This is a genomic window from Paraburkholderia sp. 22098 (genome assembly GCF_052045935.1).
Taxonomy (GTDB): domain Bacteria; phylum Pseudomonadota; class Gammaproteobacteria; order Burkholderiales; family Burkholderiaceae; genus Paraburkholderia; species Paraburkholderia caledonica.
In genome coordinates this window covers 372,707-388,968 of record NZ_JBQEPV010000005.1, presented here as the reverse complement: position 1 = coordinate 388,968, position 16,262 = coordinate 372,707, and the positions used below count along the sequence as shown (strand labels likewise).

16 protein-coding genes are annotated in these 16,262 nt (G+C 60.7%); 14 read left to right on the top strand and 2 right to left on the bottom strand.

Translation table 11 applies throughout. The features are described from left to right. Window positions 1-103: 103 nt before the first annotated feature. A complete protein-coding gene (locus tag ACTJLB_RS13435; RefSeq protein ID WP_440783550.1) occupies window positions 104-1,246 on the top strand; it encodes a DSD1 family PLP-dependent enzyme in 1,143 nt (380 codons plus the stop codon). 19 nt (window positions 1,247-1,265) lie between these two features. On the opposite strand, the gene hpaR is transcribed toward ACTJLB_RS13435, so the two are convergent. Next, window positions 1,266-1,673 carry a homoprotocatechuate degradation operon regulator HpaR gene (gene hpaR, locus ACTJLB_RS13430; protein WP_020068300.1) on the bottom strand — a complete coding sequence of 136 codons (408 nt, stop codon included), beginning with the start codon at window positions 1,671-1,673 and terminating at the stop codon, window positions 1,266-1,268. Window positions 1,674-1,865: 192 nt separating this feature from the next. Between hpaR and ACTJLB_RS13425 the strand changes: the two genes are divergently transcribed. The 10 genes from ACTJLB_RS13425 to ACTJLB_RS13380 all read left to right on the top strand — a co-directional run bounded on the left by ACTJLB_RS13425 (window position 1,866) and on the right by ACTJLB_RS13380 (window position 9,285). Next, a complete protein-coding gene (locus ACTJLB_RS13425) occupies window positions 1,866-2,639 on the top strand; it encodes a fumarylacetoacetate hydrolase family protein (RefSeq protein WP_440783549.1) in 774 nt (257 codons plus the stop codon). Beyond that, window positions 2,636-3,394, top strand: a complete 759-nt coding sequence (locus ACTJLB_RS13420; protein WP_440783548.1) for a fumarylacetoacetate hydrolase family protein — start codon at window positions 2,636-2,638, stop codon at window positions 3,392-3,394. The genes ACTJLB_RS13425 and ACTJLB_RS13420 overlap by 4 nt, the downstream gene beginning before the upstream one ends. Window positions 3,395-3,422: 28 nt before the next feature. Then, entirely contained in the window at window positions 3,423-4,880 is a 1,458-nt protein-coding gene (gene hpaE, locus ACTJLB_RS13415; protein WP_440783547.1) for a 5-carboxymethyl-2-hydroxymuconate semialdehyde dehydrogenase, read from the top strand. A gap of 62 nt (window positions 4,881-4,942) precedes the next feature. Continuing rightward, on the top strand, window positions 4,943-5,806 hold the full coding sequence (gene hpaD / locus ACTJLB_RS13410; protein ID WP_392394546.1) for a 3,4-dihydroxyphenylacetate 2,3-dioxygenase: 864 nt from the start codon (window positions 4,943-4,945) through the stop codon (window positions 5,804-5,806). A gap of 20 nt (window positions 5,807-5,826) precedes the next feature. Continuing rightward, window positions 5,827-6,228 carry a 5-carboxymethyl-2-hydroxymuconate Delta-isomerase gene (locus ACTJLB_RS13405; RefSeq protein WP_088173386.1) on the top strand — a complete coding sequence of 134 codons (402 nt, stop codon included), beginning with the start codon at window positions 5,827-5,829 and terminating at the stop codon, window positions 6,226-6,228. A gap of 42 nt (window positions 6,229-6,270) precedes the next feature. After that, window positions 6,271-7,074 carry a 2-oxo-hept-4-ene-1,7-dioate hydratase gene (gene hpaH, locus ACTJLB_RS13400; protein WP_440783546.1) on the top strand — a complete coding sequence of 268 codons (804 nt, stop codon included), beginning with the start codon at window positions 6,271-6,273 and terminating at the stop codon, window positions 7,072-7,074. Window positions 7,075-7,082: 8 nt separating this feature from the next. Further along, window positions 7,083-7,886, top strand: a complete 804-nt coding sequence (hpaI, locus tag ACTJLB_RS13395; protein WP_440783545.1) for a 4-hydroxy-2-oxoheptanedioate aldolase — start codon at window positions 7,083-7,085, stop codon at window positions 7,884-7,886. A 99-nt stretch (window positions 7,887-7,985) separates the two neighbouring features. Further along, on the top strand, window positions 7,986-8,321 hold the full coding sequence (locus ACTJLB_RS13390) for an ArsR/SmtB family transcription factor (RefSeq protein WP_020068292.1): 336 nt from the start codon (window positions 7,986-7,988) through the stop codon (window positions 8,319-8,321). Beyond that, the gene (locus tag ACTJLB_RS13385) at window positions 8,318-8,845 is read left to right on the top strand and encodes an SRPBCC family protein (RefSeq protein WP_408418593.1); all 528 of its coding nucleotides are present in this window, start codon (window positions 8,318-8,320) and stop codon (window positions 8,843-8,845) included. Before ACTJLB_RS13390 ends, ACTJLB_RS13385 begins: the two co-directional genes overlap by 4 nt. A gap of 23 nt (window positions 8,846-8,868) precedes the next feature. Continuing rightward, window positions 8,869-9,285 carry a DUF1801 domain-containing protein gene (locus ACTJLB_RS13380; RefSeq protein ID WP_440783544.1) on the top strand — a complete coding sequence of 139 codons (417 nt, stop codon included), beginning with the start codon at window positions 8,869-8,871 and terminating at the stop codon, window positions 9,283-9,285. 55 nt (window positions 9,286-9,340) lie between these two features. On the opposite strand, the gene ACTJLB_RS13375 is transcribed toward ACTJLB_RS13380, so the two are convergent. Continuing rightward, window positions 9,341-11,491: a tetratricopeptide repeat protein gene (locus ACTJLB_RS13375; protein WP_440783543.1), complete on the bottom strand. Its 2,151-nt coding sequence runs from the start codon at window positions 11,489-11,491 to the stop codon at window positions 9,341-9,343. A 211-nt stretch (window positions 11,492-11,702) separates the two neighbouring features. On the opposite strand from ACTJLB_RS13375, the gene ACTJLB_RS13370 reads away from it, so the two are divergent. From ACTJLB_RS13370 to ACTJLB_RS13360, 3 genes are all read left to right on the top strand, one after another. Beyond that, window positions 11,703-12,104, top strand: coding sequence for a DUF2946 domain-containing protein (locus tag ACTJLB_RS13370; protein ID WP_440783542.1), 402 nt, complete (start codon window positions 11,703-11,705; stop codon window positions 12,102-12,104). A 91-nt stretch (window positions 12,105-12,195) separates the two neighbouring features. Next, window positions 12,196-14,640: a TonB-dependent receptor gene (locus tag ACTJLB_RS13365; RefSeq protein WP_440783541.1), complete on the top strand. Its 2,445-nt coding sequence runs from the start codon at window positions 12,196-12,198 to the stop codon at window positions 14,638-14,640. Window positions 14,641-14,694: 54 nt separating this feature from the next. Further along, window positions 14,695-16,245 (top strand): PepSY-associated TM helix domain-containing protein, encoded by a 1,551-nt coding sequence (locus tag ACTJLB_RS13360; protein WP_440783540.1) that lies wholly within the window; start codon window positions 14,695-14,697, stop codon window positions 16,243-16,245. Window positions 16,246-16,262: the final 17 nt, after the last annotated feature.

Genomic DNA, 16,262 nt, shown 5'->3' with positions numbered 1-16,262 from the left:
TGAAGTTTCGCGCCGCATGCCGACTTTATAATTGGCGCCTGGTGTCCCGCTCCCACGGGCTTGAGCCGTATCCTCCAAATCCCGCCCATTTCCCGGTGAAAGCATGAAACTCGAACAGATCGAAACGCCCGCGGCCCTGATCGACATCGGCCGGATGCAAAAGAACATTGCGCGTATGCAGGCGCATATGAACACGCTCGGCGTCGCGTTCCGTCCGCATGTAAAGACCACCAAATGTATCGACGTCGTGCGGGCGCAAATTGCGGCCGGCGCGCGCGGCATCACTGTCTCCACGCTAAAGGAAGCCGAAGCGTTCCATGCGGCCGGCGTGAATGACATTCTTTACGCAGTCAGCATCGCGCCTTCGAAACTGCCGCGAGCCTTGGCGCTGCGCCGCCAGGGCTGCAATCTCAAGCTGGTGGTGGACAACCCGACCGCGGCAGCGGCCATCGCCGCGTTCGGCGATCAACACGGCGCAACGTTCGAGGTATGGATCGAAGTAGACACCGACGGGCACCGCTCCGGCATCACGCCGGAGCACGAGAGCTTGCTCGAGGTCGGCCGGATTCTGCACGAGAACGGCATGACGGTCGGCGGTGTCATGACGCACGCGGGCTCCAGTTACGAACTCGACACGCCAGAAGCGCTTGCCGCGCTGGCGGAACAGGAGCGCGCCGGCTGTGTTCGCGCGGCGCAGCGCTTGCGCGAGGCCGGCATTCCTTGCCCGCAGGTCAGTGTCGGCTCCACGCCCACGGCGCTCGCGGCCACACAGCTGGATGGCGTGACCGAGGTGCGGGCGGGCGTCTATGTATTCTTCGATCTCGTCATGCACAACGTCGGCGTTTGTGCGCTCGAGGACATTGCGCTGAGCGTGCTGGCCACTGTTATCGGTCATCAGCCCGAGAAAGGCTGGGCCATACTCGACGCCGGATGGATGGCTTTTAGCCGCGATCGCGGCACGTCGAAGCAGGCGCACGATTTCGGCTATGGTCAGCCGTGTCTGCTCAACGGCACGCCGCTTGCCGGCTATGTGGTGAGCGGCGCGAACCAGGAACACGGCATTCTTTCACCGATCGAAGAAGACGCGCACGAAGCTAACGGCGACATTACGCAACGCTTTCCGCTCGGCATGAAACTGCGCATTCTGCCCAACCATGCGTGCGCGACGGGCGCGCAGTTCCCCGAGTACTACGCCGTTGCGCCAGACGGCCACAGCACGCCCTGGATGCGTTTTCAGGGCTGGTAAGCAACGCCGCGTGCCCCGCTCAGTCGTCTTCTTCCTCCAGACCGGCCAGCAGATCGTCCACGGCGCGATAAACCCGCTCGACGATCTCCGGCCCCACCTTGCGCTCCAGCTCCCGATAGTGCGCCTCCAGGTCCTTGGAGATCACGCGCACCAGCTCGACGCTCGTGTCGGTTAGCGACACGAGCACGCGGCGCTGATCTTCCGCGAAACGCTCCTTCGTCACCAGTTCCATGCTCTCCATGCGTGCGAGCACGCCTGCCATGCTCGGGCTCGAAATCGTGCAGATGTCGGAGATATGGCGCGGCTCCATCGGGCCGTGCTCGTTGAGCGCGCGAATCACGCGCCATTGCTGCTCAGTCAAACCATGCGCGGTAATCAATGGGCGAAAACGCTCCATCATTTTTTCTCGGGCGCGCAGCAATAGCATCGGCAGATTGCGGTGCAAAACTCGTGTGGAAGCGGACGAAGACATAGTGGACGATGGTTGGAAGCAGCCGTCGAAGCTTAAGGGAAAACCCGCGATCAGCCGACTGGCTATTGACCCTGGATCATATCAAGCGCAATACTACTAACATGTTAGTGTTTATGCCAAGTATCTATCCAAGGGCACTGTCAGGTCATGTTTGTACTTGCCGATCATCTGTTGCACCCTGAAGGCGACGCGCTGCCTCGGGATGTCGACGCGCAAGCCGCAGCGGCGATACTTGCGCGCGGCGTCGCCTGCCGTCCGCCGGTTAGCGGCGCGATTTACGGAACATTGCTCAATGACCGTGCGGCGCTAGAGGCGCTAGGCGATGCAATGCACGCAGCGCCGTACAAATCACCGCCGAAAGCGCCGGTTCTTTATCTGAAGCCGCGCAACACGCTCGCGGGGCATCGCGCGCAAATCGTCATACCCGACGACACACTGGGCGTAGAAATAGGCGCGTCGCTGGGCATCGTGATTGGGCGCACCGCAACGCAGGTTAGCGTGGAGCGCGCGTTCGATTACATCGCGGGCTATACGGTCGTGGCCGATCTCAGCGTGCCGCATGCGAGTGTCTATCGACCGTCGGTGCGCTTTCGCGCCCGCGACGGCTTCTGTGTGGTCGGACCCGCGGTTGTTGCGGCGCGCCATGTTGCGAATCCCGACGATCTGGCCATCGCGGTGTCGTTGAACGGTGCCGGTGCTATCGCGGCCAGTACCGCTTCGTCGGTACGCGGTGTGGCGCGACTGCTTGCCGACGTCACCGAATTCATGACGCTCGCGGCGGGCGACGTCATCACGCTCGGCGTTCCGCATGGCTCGCCCATTGCCCACGTCGGCGACGCGGCGACCCTTTCGATCGGCGCGCTGCCGCCGCTTTACGTGTCGTTCATCGGCCCAAAAGAATTAGACGGAGAACAGCCATGATGCGCGGCCGTGTTGCATACGCCGGAGCGATTCACGAAGCCTATCCGCATCCACAAGGCGTGCTGCTTGCAGACGGCCGCGTGTGTCGCGAAGATCAGGTCGTCTGGCTCGCGCCCATTGAAGTCGGCACCATCTTCGCGCTCGGCTTGAATTACGCCGAGCACGCGAAAGAGTTGCAATTCAACAAGCAGGAAGAGCCGCTCGTTTTCCTCAAGGGACCGGGCACGGTTCTCGGTCATCGGGGCTTTACGCGCCGCCCGGCCGACGTCGCCTTCATGCACTACGAGTGCGAGCTCGCTGTCGTAATAGGCCAGGGAGCGCGCCATGTGACGCGCGACAATGCAATGCGGCACGTTGCCGGCTATACGATCGCCAACGACTACGCGATCCGCGACTACCTCGAAAACTATTACCGCCCCAACCTGCGCGTGAAGAATCGCGACGGCGGCACGGTGCTCGGCCCTTGGTTCGTCGACGCCACCGACATTGAAGACGTCACGCAACTGGAGTTGCGTACGTTCGTCAACGGCACGCTGCAACAGCGCGGCAATACGCGCGATCTCGTGACCGATATTCCCGCGTTGATCGAATATCTCAGCAGCTTCATGACGCTCGCACCCGGCGACGTGATCCTCACAGGTACGCCCGAGGGTATTGTCAATGTGAACGCGGGAGACGAAGTGGTGTGCGAGATAGACGGCCTTGGCCGTCTCGTCAATACGATTGCATCCGACGCGGACTTCGGCCGCGCCTGACCGCCAGAAAAAAGCAAAGGACAACGCAATGCGAATCGAACATTTGATCAACGGCAAAGCTGGCGGCGCGAAAGACTACTTCGAAACGGTCAATCCGGCGACGCAAGAAGTACTTGCGGAAGTGGCCCGTGGCACAGAGGCGGAAGTCGATGCCGCGGTTCGAGCCGCAAAGGAAGCATTCCCCGCATGGGCAGGCAAGCCCGCTGCGGAACGCGCAAAGCTGATTCGCAAGCTCGGCGAACTGATCGCGAAGAACGTGCCCGAGATATCGGAAACCGAAACGAAGGACACAGGCCAGACCATTTCACAGACGCGCAAGCAACTCGTGCCGCGCGCGGCCGACAACTTCAGCTATTTCGCCGAGATGTGCACACGCGTGGACGGCCACACGTACCCTACCGACACGCATCTGAACTACACGCTTTTTCATCCGGTCGGCGTGTGCGCGCTCATTTCACCGTGGAATGTACCGTTCATGACGGCGACATGGAAGGTCGCGCCCTGTCTCGCGTTCGGCAATACCGCAGTTCTGAAGATGAGCGAGCTGTCGCCGCTTACCGCGTCGATGCTCGGCAATCTCGCTCTGGAAGCGGGAATCCCAGCAGGCGTGTTGAACGTCGTGCATGGTTTCGGCAAAGAAACGGGCGAGCCGCTCGTCGCGCATCCGGACGTGCACGCGGTGTCCTTTACCGGATCGACTGCGACGGGCAACCGGATTGTGCAGAGCGCCGGACTCAAGAAGTTTTCAATGGAACTCGGCGGAAAGTCGCCGTTCGTCATTTTCGACGACGCCGATTTCGAACGCGCTCTCGATGCTGCCGTATTCATGATCTTCTCGAACAACGGCGAACGCTGTACGGCCGGCTCGCGGATCCTCGTACAAAAGTCGATTTACGCGAAATTCGCTGAACGCTTTATCGAACGCGCGAAGCGTCTCACGGTTGGCGATCCGCTTGCCGACAGCACGATTATCGGACCGATGATCAGCCAGGGGCACCTGGCGAAAGTGCGCAGCTATATCGAACTCGGACCGAAAGAAGGCGCAACGCTTGCCTGCGGCGGCCTCGACATGCCCGGGTTGCCCCACTCCATGCGTCATGGCAACTTCGTAATGCCCACGGTATTCGTCGATGTCGACAACCGCATGCGTATTGCGCAGGAAGAGATCTTTGGCCCCGTTGCGTGCCTGATCCCATTCGACGACGAAGCCGATGCGATCAGACTCGCTAACGACATTTCATACGGTCTGTCGAGCTACATCTGGACGGAGAACACGGGGCGCGCGCACCGCGTGGCGGCCGCCGTCGAAGCCGGCATGTGCTTCGTCAACAGTCAGAACGTGCGCGACCTGCGCCAGCCGTTCGGCGGCACGAAGGCATCGGGCGTGGGGCGCGAAGGCGGCACGTGGAGTTATGAAGTGTTCCTCGAACCGAAGAACGTTTGCGTGTCGCTCGGCTCGCATCACATTCCACGCTGGGGCGTCTGACACGCCGACGTGTCGAGCGCGAGCCGCATTGCGTTTCGCGACATAAACAAGAGGAGACCGCGATGGGCAAACTCGCGCTGGCAGCAAAAGTGACACACGTGCCGTCGTTATATCTGTCCGAGCTCGACGGTCCGCACAAGGGTTGCCGTCAGCCCGCAATCGACGGCCATCGTGAGATTGGCCGGCGTTGCCGCGAACTGGGCGTGGATACGATCGTAGTGTTCGACGTGCATTGGCTCGTTAATAGCGAGTACCACATCAATTGCGCGCCGAAGTTCGAGGGCATCTACACGAGCAACGAATTACCGCATTTCATCAAGAACATGCCCTACGCTTACCCGGGCAACGTGGACCTCGGCAATCTGATTGCCGAAGTGGCCAACGAAATGGGTGTGAAGAGCCGCGCGCATAGCGAGACCACGCTCGAACTCGAATACGGCACGCTGGTGCCCATGCGCTATATGAATGACGATCAGCACTTCAAGGCGGTGTCGGTAGCCGGCTGGTGCATGTGGCATGACCTTGATACAAGCGCGCGCTTCGGTCTCGCGGTGCGCAAGGCGATCGAAGAGCGTTACGACGGCACGGTCGCGATTCTGGCAAGCGGTTCGCTGAGTCACCATTTCGCCAACAACGGCACCGCCGAGCAGTTCATGCATAAAGTATGGAGTCCGTTCCTCGAACAGATGGACCGCAGGGTTGTCGAGTTGTGGCAAGCCGGTGACTGGAAGACGTTCTGCGAAATGCTGCCGCTTTACAACGAAAAATGCTGGGGCGAAGGCGGCATGCACGATACGGCGATGCTGCTGGGCGCGCTCGGCTGGGACCGCTATGACGGCAAGGTGGAAGTCGTCACGCCATATTTCGGCAGTTCGGGTACGGGACAGATCAATGCGATCTTTCCAGTGACTCCACTGACCGCCTGACTTGCGTAAAGGAGACTGACGTGCCGCATCTAACACTCGAGTACAGCGCGAATCTTGCTGACGCAGAAAGTATTAGCCGCCTGTGCAATACCCTCGCTCAATGTCTTGCTGAACAGCGCGATAACGAACAACGTGTCTTTCCGCTTGGCGGCATTCGCGTCCGCGCGTTGCGGTGTGAACACTATTGCATTGCAGACGGACGCGCCGACGCAGCATTTCTCCACGCAAACCTGAAGATCGCTGCGGGCCGCTCCGATGCCACGAAGAAGGCGACGGGCGATGCGCTATTCGCGCTCATCAAACAGCACTTCGCCAATGAGTTCGAACAAAGCGGGCTAGCGTTATCGCTCGAAATCAACGAATTCAGCGAAGCAGGCACCTGGAAGCATAACAACCTGCACGCGCGGCTCAAAGCGCAGTAGCGAGCCGGAACACACTGACAGCGGCTCAATAGAGAACTCATCATGCTAGACCAACAAACCATTCGCGAGCTCGCCGCACAACTCGACAACGCAGAGAAAACACGCACGCAATTGCGCCACTTTTCCGCGGCTTATCCGCACATGACTGTCGAAGACGGTTACGCGATCCAGCGCGAATGGGTGAACCTCAAGCTCGCCGAAGGACATGTGATCAAGGGGCGCAAGATCGGCCTCACGTCCCGTGCGATGCAGCGTTCTTCTCAGATCGACGAGCCGGACTATGCGCCGCTGCTCGACAGCATGTTTATTGAAAACGGTCAGGACATTCGCGCGGACCGCTTCATTGCGCCGCGCGTCGAAGTGGAACTTGCGTTTGTGCTCAGCAGGCCCCTGAAAGGCCCGGGCGTTACGCTGTTCGACGTGCTCGATGCAACGGCTTATGTGACGCCCGCAGTGGAAATCATCGACGCGCGCATCGAGCAATTCGACCGCGAGACGCGTGCCCCGCGCAAGGTCTACGACACCATTTCCGACTTTGCGGCGAATGCGGGCATCGTGCTGGGCGGGCGTCCGGTGCGTCCGCTCGATGTCGATCTTCGCTGGGTCGGCGCGTTGCTCTACAAAAACGGCGCCGTCGAAGAAAGCGGCCTTGCGGCGGCCGTGCTGAATCATCCGGCTACAGGCGTCGCGTGGCTCGCGAACAAGATCGCCCCTTACGACGAAATGCTGAATGCGAACGACGTGATTCTGAGCGGTTCTTTCACGAGCCCGATTCCCGCCAGAGCAGGCGACACCTTCCACGTCGATTATGGTCCGCTCGGCGGCATCGGTTTGAACTTCATTTGAGCACGCACATGTCCCTGCCGCAGAACACATTCAAACGCGCACTGCGTGAAGGTACGCCGCAATTCGGCTTGTGGGCGGCACTGGCCGACGCCTACGTGACCGAGTTACTCGCCACTGCCGGTTTCGACTGGCTATTGATCGACAACGAGCACGCACCGAACGACGTGCGTAGCACGCTCGCGCAGTTGCAGGCGGTCGCGGCTTATGCGTCGCATCCGGTGGTACGTCCTGTGCGAAGCGATAGCGCGTTGATCAAGCAGCTGCTCGACATCGGCGCCCAAACGCTATTGCTGCCGATGATCGACACCGCAAGTCAGGCGGCCGACGCGGTGGCGGCAACGCGCTATCCGCCGCAAGGCATTCGCGGCGTGGGCAGCGCATTGGCGCGCGCATCGCGCTGGAACCGCATCCCCGACTACCTGACCCGCGCCGCAGACGAACTCTGCGTACTGGTTCAGGTGGAGACCGTGGAAGGCATGAACAACCTGGCGGCGATTGCCGCTGTCGACGGCGTGGATGGCGTGTTTTTCGGACCTGCGGATCTGAGTGCGTCGATAGGCTTCCTCGGCCAACCCGGCGAGGCCAGCGTGCGCGAGGCGATTCGCGGCGGCATCGAAAGCGTACGGCGCGCGGGCAAGGCAGCGGGCGTACTGGCGCCGGATCGGGCGATCGCCGAAGAATATCTTGCGGCCGGCGCGACGTTTGTCGCTGTCGGAACGGACACGGGTTTGCTGAGCCGCGCGGCAGCAGATCTGGCGGCATCGTATAAGAACACTGCGGGATCGTACGTCAGCGCGCGGGGCGGGTACTAAAGAGCCGCAAGCAAGGCCGCAACTAGCACCGTAAGGCAACCGCGTTTCGTCATGCCTCGCGGCTTGACATTTATATACTCCGCGAGGTATATAAGCACTATGGACTCAACATTTGCTGTCATCGCCGAGCCGAGCCGCCGCGCTATCCTCAGTCTGCTTGCCTCTTCGGAGCAATCCGTGGGCGATATCGAGGAACAGCTCAAGCTCTCGCAGCCCTCTGTTTCAAAGCACTTGCGAGTGCTTCGAGACGCCGGCTTCGTTGAGTCGCGTGTCGAGGCGCAGCGGCGTGTGTATCGGATCAAGCCCGAGCCGCTTATGGAAATCGACGCCTGGCTCGCTCCGTTTCGCCGTTTCTGGTCGGTTCATCTCGACGCGCTCGAGCGTCATCTCGATCAGACCCATCCCGCACCGCCCCGCAAGGAGAAGAAACGATGAGCAATCGCGAGTCTTACCGGCCCGGTCCTGCCGCCGGAGCCAAAGTTCAGAAAGACGGAGACAGATGGACACTCGTCCTCGTGCGTGAGTTGCGCCATTCGCCGGACAAAGTGTGGCAAGCGCTGACGGATCCTGCCAGCCTGCGCGAATGGGCACCGTTCGACGCGGACCACAGCCTTGGCTCGGTCGGTCCAGTCAAGCTCTCCACGGTGGGCACGCCCACACCGCAAGTGTCCGAGACTCAAGTGACCCGCGCCGACGCGCCCAACCTGCTCGAGTATCGCTGGGGCGAGAACGATCTTCGCTGGCAACTCGAAGCGCTCGGCGACGGCACGCGTCTCACGCTATGGCACAACATCGATCGCAACTTCATATCGATGGGTGCGGCCGGCTGGCACATCTGCCTCGACGTGCTTGATCGCTTGCTTGCCGACGATCCGATTGGACGCATCGTTGCCGGCGAAGCAATGAAATTCGAGTGGCCGCGCCTGAATACCGAATACGCAAAGCAGTTCGGCCTTTGAACCGGAAAGCCGAGGAGAACGATATGAACCGCTCCGCTTCCACAGAAACCCACTCGGCCTCCGAACTGATCGACAAAAGAATTGCGGACCTCGGAGACTGGCGCGGGACGACCTTGAGCGCGATGCGCAAGCTCATCAAAGAGGCTGATCCGGATGTGGTGGAAGAATGGAAGTGGATGGGCACGCCTGTGTGGTCGCATGACGGAATCATCTGCACGGGCGAGTCTTACAAGTCGGTCGTGAAACTGACCTTCGCGAAGGGGGCATCGCTGGAAGACCCGGCGAAGCTGTTCAACTCCAGCCTCGACGGAAACGTGCGGCGCGCAATCGACATTCATGAGGGTGAAGAACTCGATGCGGATGCGTTCAAGTCCCTCATTCGCGCTGCAATCGCGTTGAACACGTCCAGCAAAAAGGCAAAGCCGAAGCGAGCGAAGTAGTCGCGGCTCCGGGCCGTAGTGCCAGCGAGTCGAGACGCGCTTGCGTCGCTCCTTGTTAATTGCGCACGCCGAATCGCGCCACGCACGCCTGCCTCACTCTTTCGACGACCACGGCCCATTCCTCCGCTCGCTCGCGACGAAATAGCCGCAGCGTGTGCGGATACCACGGCGAATCGCTACGCTCGTGCATCCAGCGCCAGTCGACATCTTTTTCCGGCAGGATCACCCAGCAGGGTTTGCCGAGCGACGCAGCGAGATGCGCGATCGACGTATCCACGCAAATCACCAGATCGAGTTGGCCGACGATCGCAGCGCTGTCGTCCAGATCGGTCACCATCGAGCCGAGGTGAAGCAACGGCTGACCGGCAGGCGGATTTCGTGCTTCGTCCTCGCCCTGCCCCTTTTGCAGACTCACGAAACTCACGCCGTCTACGCTCCACAGCGGCGCAAGCGTAGCGAGTGACGGAATCGAGCGGTTCGCGTCGTTATGATGCTTCGCGTTGCCCTTCCATACGAGGCCGATCCTGCGACCCGGCGGCAGCGCGTCGATAACGGGCTGCCACCGTTCGACGAGCGACGGTTCCAGCGCAAGCCGGACCGGTCGCGGGATGGTGTCGACAGCCGTGCGCAGATGCAGCGGCGCACTCAGCAGACTCGTCCAGCAGTCGTAAGCGGAGGCGCGCGCGACGGCCGTGTCGTGGTCGAGTACGGCATCAACGCCGTCTACGCGAGCCATCAGCCTATGCAGCGCAGGCGCGCAGGCGAACGCGATATGCGCTGCGCCCTGCGCCTTCAGCAAGGCGAAATAACGGCTGAATTGCAGCATATCGCCGAGACCGTCTTCCTGCCAGACGAGCAGCGAACGCCCCGACAGCGCGTCGCCCTGCCACTGCGGACAACTCAGTCTCTGAGCAGAGTGCCGATGCACGAAACCGGCTAGTTGATAACGGCATTCGTATAGCCGCCACCCTTCGTCGAAACGCCCCATGCCGAGTAACAACGTAGCTAGCCCGAAGCGCGCTTCGCCGTAATCCGCACGTAATTCAAGCGCGCGACGATACGCACTCTCTGCTTCGGGCCAGCGCTTCAGCTGTGCGAGCGTAGCGCCCAGGTTGTAATGCGCTTCAGCGAGATCGGGATGAACGGATAGAGCCTGCTCGAAGCACTCAACAGCTTCAGGCAAACAATCGAGCAGGCGCAACACGCAGCCAAGATTGTTGTGCGCGGGCGCGATGCCGGGCCGCAGACGAACCGCTTCCCGGTAAGCCTCTGCGGCCTCGGTCAGACGTTCGAGCTTGAAGAGTGTAATGCCGAGGTTGTAGTACGCCTCGGCGTAATCGGCACGAAGCGCGATTGCCTTGCGGTAGGCCGCCTCCGCCTCGGGCAGCCGCTGCAGATCGGTCAGCGTGGCCCCGAGATTCACGTAGGCTTCCGCGTAATCGGGCCGCATGGTCAACGCAAGCCGGCACGCAAGTTCTGCCTCGGTCAGGCGCTGCGCTGCCTTGAGCGCGCCCGCAAGATTGTTCAATGCCTCTGGATACTGCGGCCTGATCCTGAGCGCCTCGCGATAAGCAGCGTCCGCTTGCGTGACGCGGCCAAGGTCCATCAATACGTTGCCCAGGTTGTTGTGTGCTTCCGCGTGCGCCGGCAATCGGACGAGCGTCTCGCGATAAGCGGCTTCGGCCTCATCCAGGCGTTGCAGTGCGTGCAGGACGACGCCGTGGTTATAGTGCGCTTCCGCATGATCCGGGCGTAGCACGAGCGCCCTGCGGTACGACGCTTCCGCATCCTCGTGGTAGCCCTGTGCATAAAGTACTGCGCCTAGCTGATTGTGGGCATCCGCATGGCCGGGCTGCAGAACGATCAATTGCCGGTAGATTGCCTTTGCCGCGGACAGACGTCCACGCGCCTTCAGCAACGCGCCGAGGCTTTCATATACCTCGACGTAGCCGGGCATCATGCGCAAACACCGGCGCCAATAACGCTCGGCATCGTCCGGCTCGCCGAGACGGCACGAAGAAGCGCCCGCAAGGTTGAGCGCGTCGGCCATTGCGTGAATCGTAGCGTCGTCCAGCGCGCTTTCGTCCCGCTCGATCACCGGCATGACGGTCGATAATGCCGCAGCGAATTGATCCGCGGAATAAAGCGCCATCGCCTGCTGGTTCAGTTCGGTAATAGAAGAGGCAAGCGTCTGCGTGAGATTCATGAGTCGGGTTACGTTGCGGTCTGGCATTCGCGCACGGAGTCGCGCATGTTGCACGAAAGCGAACATGTAGCACGCAGATTAAGCGATGCGGCGCGATTGTAACGGCGCGAAATGAGCGGTTTTACACCGTCAATCCGCTGCTATAGCCGGGATCAGGCAGAAAAAAGCGGCGCGCAATGCTAGAATCGCCCGCGTTTCCTTGCTCATCGCCATGACTCCACGTTCCCGCAACCGTCTGACCGCCTGGCTTGGCCTCATCGCCATGTGGCTCGTCGTGTTTGCGCCAGCCGTGAGTCAGGTACTGGCGTCCAATCGCGCGCAGGAGCCGATCGCCGCGTTGTGCTCGGCGCTGCAAACGGTCCAGCCCGGCGCGGCGAATCAGGCAGCCCATGCCAATGCAATGGCGGTGCATCTCAGTCACGACGACGCCTTCGGCGCTTGCGGGTACTGCCATCTCCTGCAACATCACGTGGCAATGCCCACGGTTGCCGCAACGCCCGCGCCGCTAGCCGTTATGGTTGCGGGCACTGCACCGCCTGTTCTCTCCACCCGCTTTACACCGCTCGGCGCGTTCCCGTCCGGGCGCCCAAGAGCACCCCCTGTCGTTTCCTGATTGTCGTTGTTCCTGATCGCGCATTGACCGCATTCGTCGCATCCGTCGACGGCGCGCGCGATCGTCCGTTCAATGCATCAAGGAAACTGTCATGTTCATCTTCGCGTTGCGAAGGTTGCCCGCTCGCGTCCGCTTCGAGCGTGGCGCCGGCGTCGCCACTCGTGCCGTCCACACCTTTCGGGGTTTCACATTCGCGCGATTGCATTGCGCTTCATTTGCGTCGTATTTGCACGCATTCTTCCCGGCTGCTGTGACGGGCCTGGCAGGTTTCGCGGCGTTGTCAGCGTCACCCGCTCGCGCCGATACAGTCAGCGCCGACACCACGTTGCCCACCGTAAACGTGAGCGCGAATAGCGCCGCCGATCAGAGCGCCGCAACGCGCGCGGTCGATCCGGATCTGCCCGCCACGGTCGAAACGGTTACGCGCGATCAATTCTCCAATTGGAATGTTGTCAACACCGAAGACGTGTTGAAGTACATGCCGAACCTTGCGGTCCGTAAGCGTTTTATCGGCGATCTGAATTCGATCATCGCCGTGCGCGGCACAAGCAACACACAGAGCGCACGCAGTCTCGTCTATGCGGACGGCCTGCTGCTCAGCAATCTGCTCGGCAACAGCTTTTCTTTTCCGCCGCGCTGGTCGATGGTCTCTCCCGACGAGATCCAGCGAGTCGACGTGATTTACGGCCCCTATTCCGCGCTATATCCGGGCAATTCGCTCGGCGCAACGGTGCTGATCAGCACGCGCATGCCGAAGAAGTTCGAAGCCGAGGCCGACGTAAAAGCATTCACCCAGCATTTCAGTCTCTACGGCGTGAATCGCAATTTTAACGGCAGCGAAGCGAGCGCTTCGCTAGGCGACCGGATCGGCAAGTTTTCTTATTCGCTGGGCGTGAACCACCTCGAAAACACGAGCCAGCCGCTGCAATTCGCCACACTCGCCAAATCGGGCACGCCTGCGAGAGCGGGCGACACGCCCGTGACCGGCGCCTATTTCTACAACAACCAGACCAATACGCCGACGGCCATACTCGGCATTAACGGCGAAGGCATTGAACATACGGTGCAAGACCAGTTCAAGCTGAAGATGCAGTACGACTTTACGCCGACACTGCAAGGCGGCTTCACGCTGGGCTATTGGCATCAAACGTATAGCAGTCAGACGTCGAGCTTTCTGCGCGACGCAAACGGCAATCCTGTGTACAGCGGAAAGGTAGCCATTGACGGATACGAGTACACCGTTCCAGCAGCGGCGTTTGCACCGAGCCTCGGACATAGTGAGAACTGGCTGTACGGCGTGTCATTGAAAACGCGCCATGCGACGGGTTGGAATGGCGAGGCGATCGCATCGTATTACGACGTGGGCAATAGCGTCGCGCGTCTCGCCAATTCCGGAGCGCCCGGCAATGGCGCGGGCACTGTCACTTTCGGCGACGGTACCGGCTGGAAAACGCTCGATCTGCGCACCACCTACACACCGGCGTCGACGCAGGCGGGGCTGGCCAATCACGCGCTGAGCTTCGGCTATCACTACGACAATTACTTTCTCGACAACGAAAGCTATTCGACGCTCAACTGGCGCGATGGCGCAGCCGCTACGTTTGCCAACTCGTTCGCCGGCAAGACGCAAACTCAGGCGCTGTACGCACAGGATGCATGGCGCTTCCTGCCGCGCTGGAAATTCGTGTACGGCATACGTTACGAAGACTGGCATGCGTACGACGGATCTCAGTCTCTTTCGGGTACCACAATCGCGCTGGGCGACGCGAATCAGCGGCACTTTTCGCCGAAGGCTTCTCTTTCGTTCGACGTGAGCGACGACCTGACGTTGCGCGCTTCAATTGGCCGCGCGTATCGCTTTCCAACCGTTAGCGAATTGTTCCAGGGGCAAATCAATGGTTCGTCAATCGTCAATAACAATCCGAATCTGAAACCGGAAGACGATCTCTCGAAAGAACTGACAGCCGAATGGGCGCACTGGAATGGCATCTTCCGCTTCTCGCTGTTTCAGGACGATGTGAAGAACACGATCTTCAGCCAGACGGATACGACCGTGATTCCAAACGTGACGAACTTCCAGAACATCGGCAAGGTGCGCTCGCGAGGTGTCGAAACGAGTTATGCGGGCGAGAACGTATTCATGCGTGGACTGGATCTGCTTGCGAGCGTCGCTTATACGCAGTCGAAGATTCTCGCTAACGCACAAAACCCCGCAAGCGTCGGCAAGTACTTTTATCGCATTCCATTGTGGCGCGCGAACATTGCAGCGACCTATCACTTCGACGAGCGTTCGGCATTGACGCTTGCCGCGCGCTACTCAGGCCGCCAATACAACACGCTTACTAACACCGACACGAATCCGGACGTATTCGGCGGTACGAGCTCATACGTAGTGGCGGACGCGAAGTTCACGTTCAAGCCCACGAAGCTAAGCGAAGTGGGCATTGGCGTAGATAACATTTTCGATGAGCGCTACTACGTCTATCACCCGTATCCGGGCCGCACCTTCTACGTGGAAGCGAAGCTGCGCATGTAATGCGCGGCGTCGTGCAAATCCGGAAGAACCAGATCATTTTTTCAGGAGGATTTCATGTCCACCACCATTCAGCAAAATGCTGCATCGGGCACCGCGACCAACAGCAGCGGCTATCGCACGCTGTGGCGATGGCATTTCTATGCCGGAATGTTCGTGATGCCGTTCCTCGTCGTGCTGGCAATAACAGGCACGCTGTACTGCTTTCAACCGCAAATTGAACCGCTGCTTTATCCGCAGCTTCTCGTCATCGAATCTCGAACCGCACCGCGTATGCCAGCCGACGCACTGCTTGCACGAGCGCGGGCTGCGATGCCGACAGGTTCCGTTGCGGTGACCACCGTTATCCCGGACACGCCTGAGCGCAGCATGGAATTCATCTTCCGTCTCGCGGATGGAGAAAAGCAAAGCGTGTATGTGAATCCGTATAACGCAGAAGTACTCGGCACGTTGAGCGTCGAGAATCGCTTCATGCAGATCGACCGCATGCTCCATCGCAAGCTGTTGCTGGGCAAGCCGGGCGAGTTGCTGATGGAACTCGCCGCATGCTGGACTCTCGTGATGATTGGCACCGGCGTTGCATTGTGGTGGCCGCGTGGAGCAACGCGGGCACGCGATGCGCTGGTTCCGCGCTTCACACTGAAAGGCCGCCCGTTGTGGAAAAGCGTTCACGCGGTCATGGGCATCTGGCTCGCACTCGGCGCGCTGGCATTCGTGTTGACGGGTCTTCCGTGGTCCGGCTCGTGGGGCAAGCAGTTGAAGGCACTCGCAAGCGCCGCCAATCTCGGCGCGCCGCCTGGCACCTGGGGCGGCTTGCCGTTGCGCTCCGTGCTGCCCGTCGCGGCGCGCGGCGACGTGACGGCGAACACGTCGACAAACACGACGGCGAACGCGACGGAAACAAAAGCTCATGCAACGCACGCCGGACACGCCGGGCACGACACACAGGCCGCGCAGAATGACTCGATGCCCGGCATGGTCATGGACGACTTGCCATTGCCGCAAACGCCGTGGGCCGTCGGCAATGCGCCTGTGCCCGCTTCCACCAATGCAGGAACAACGCCCCCGCTACCGCTCGGGCGGATCGTCTCGCAAGCGGCGGCGCTCGGCGTGACGAGCGGCTACAACATCGCATTGCCCACCTCGGCAACGGGCGTGTACACCGTCTCGTACTTCCCGGCCGATCCGCAAAAGGAACGCACCATTTATATCGACCAATACAGCGGCACGGTGCTCAAGGACATTCGCTATGCGGACTACGGCGCAATATCGAAAGCGGTTTCCTACGGCACGTCATTGCATATGGGCCGCTATTTCGGCGTTGCCAATCAGATCTTGTGCGCCACGATCTCGCTCGGTCTTGCGATGATGGCCGTAACCGGCTGCGTGATGTGGTGGAAGCGCAGGCCGCAGCGCTCGCTCGGAGCGCCTTCGCGGGAAAGAGCCGCACCGTCGATGCGCGGCTGGAAAACCGGCCTCATCATGCTGGGCATCGTCTTTCCGTTGATGGGGGCCACGCTGATCGTAGTGTGGCTCGGCGACCGCGTACTATTCGGACGTGCTTCGCGGCGCGAGGGAGTTACACCGTATGAGTCGGCGGAACGGTAACACCGTACGCCCGAAAG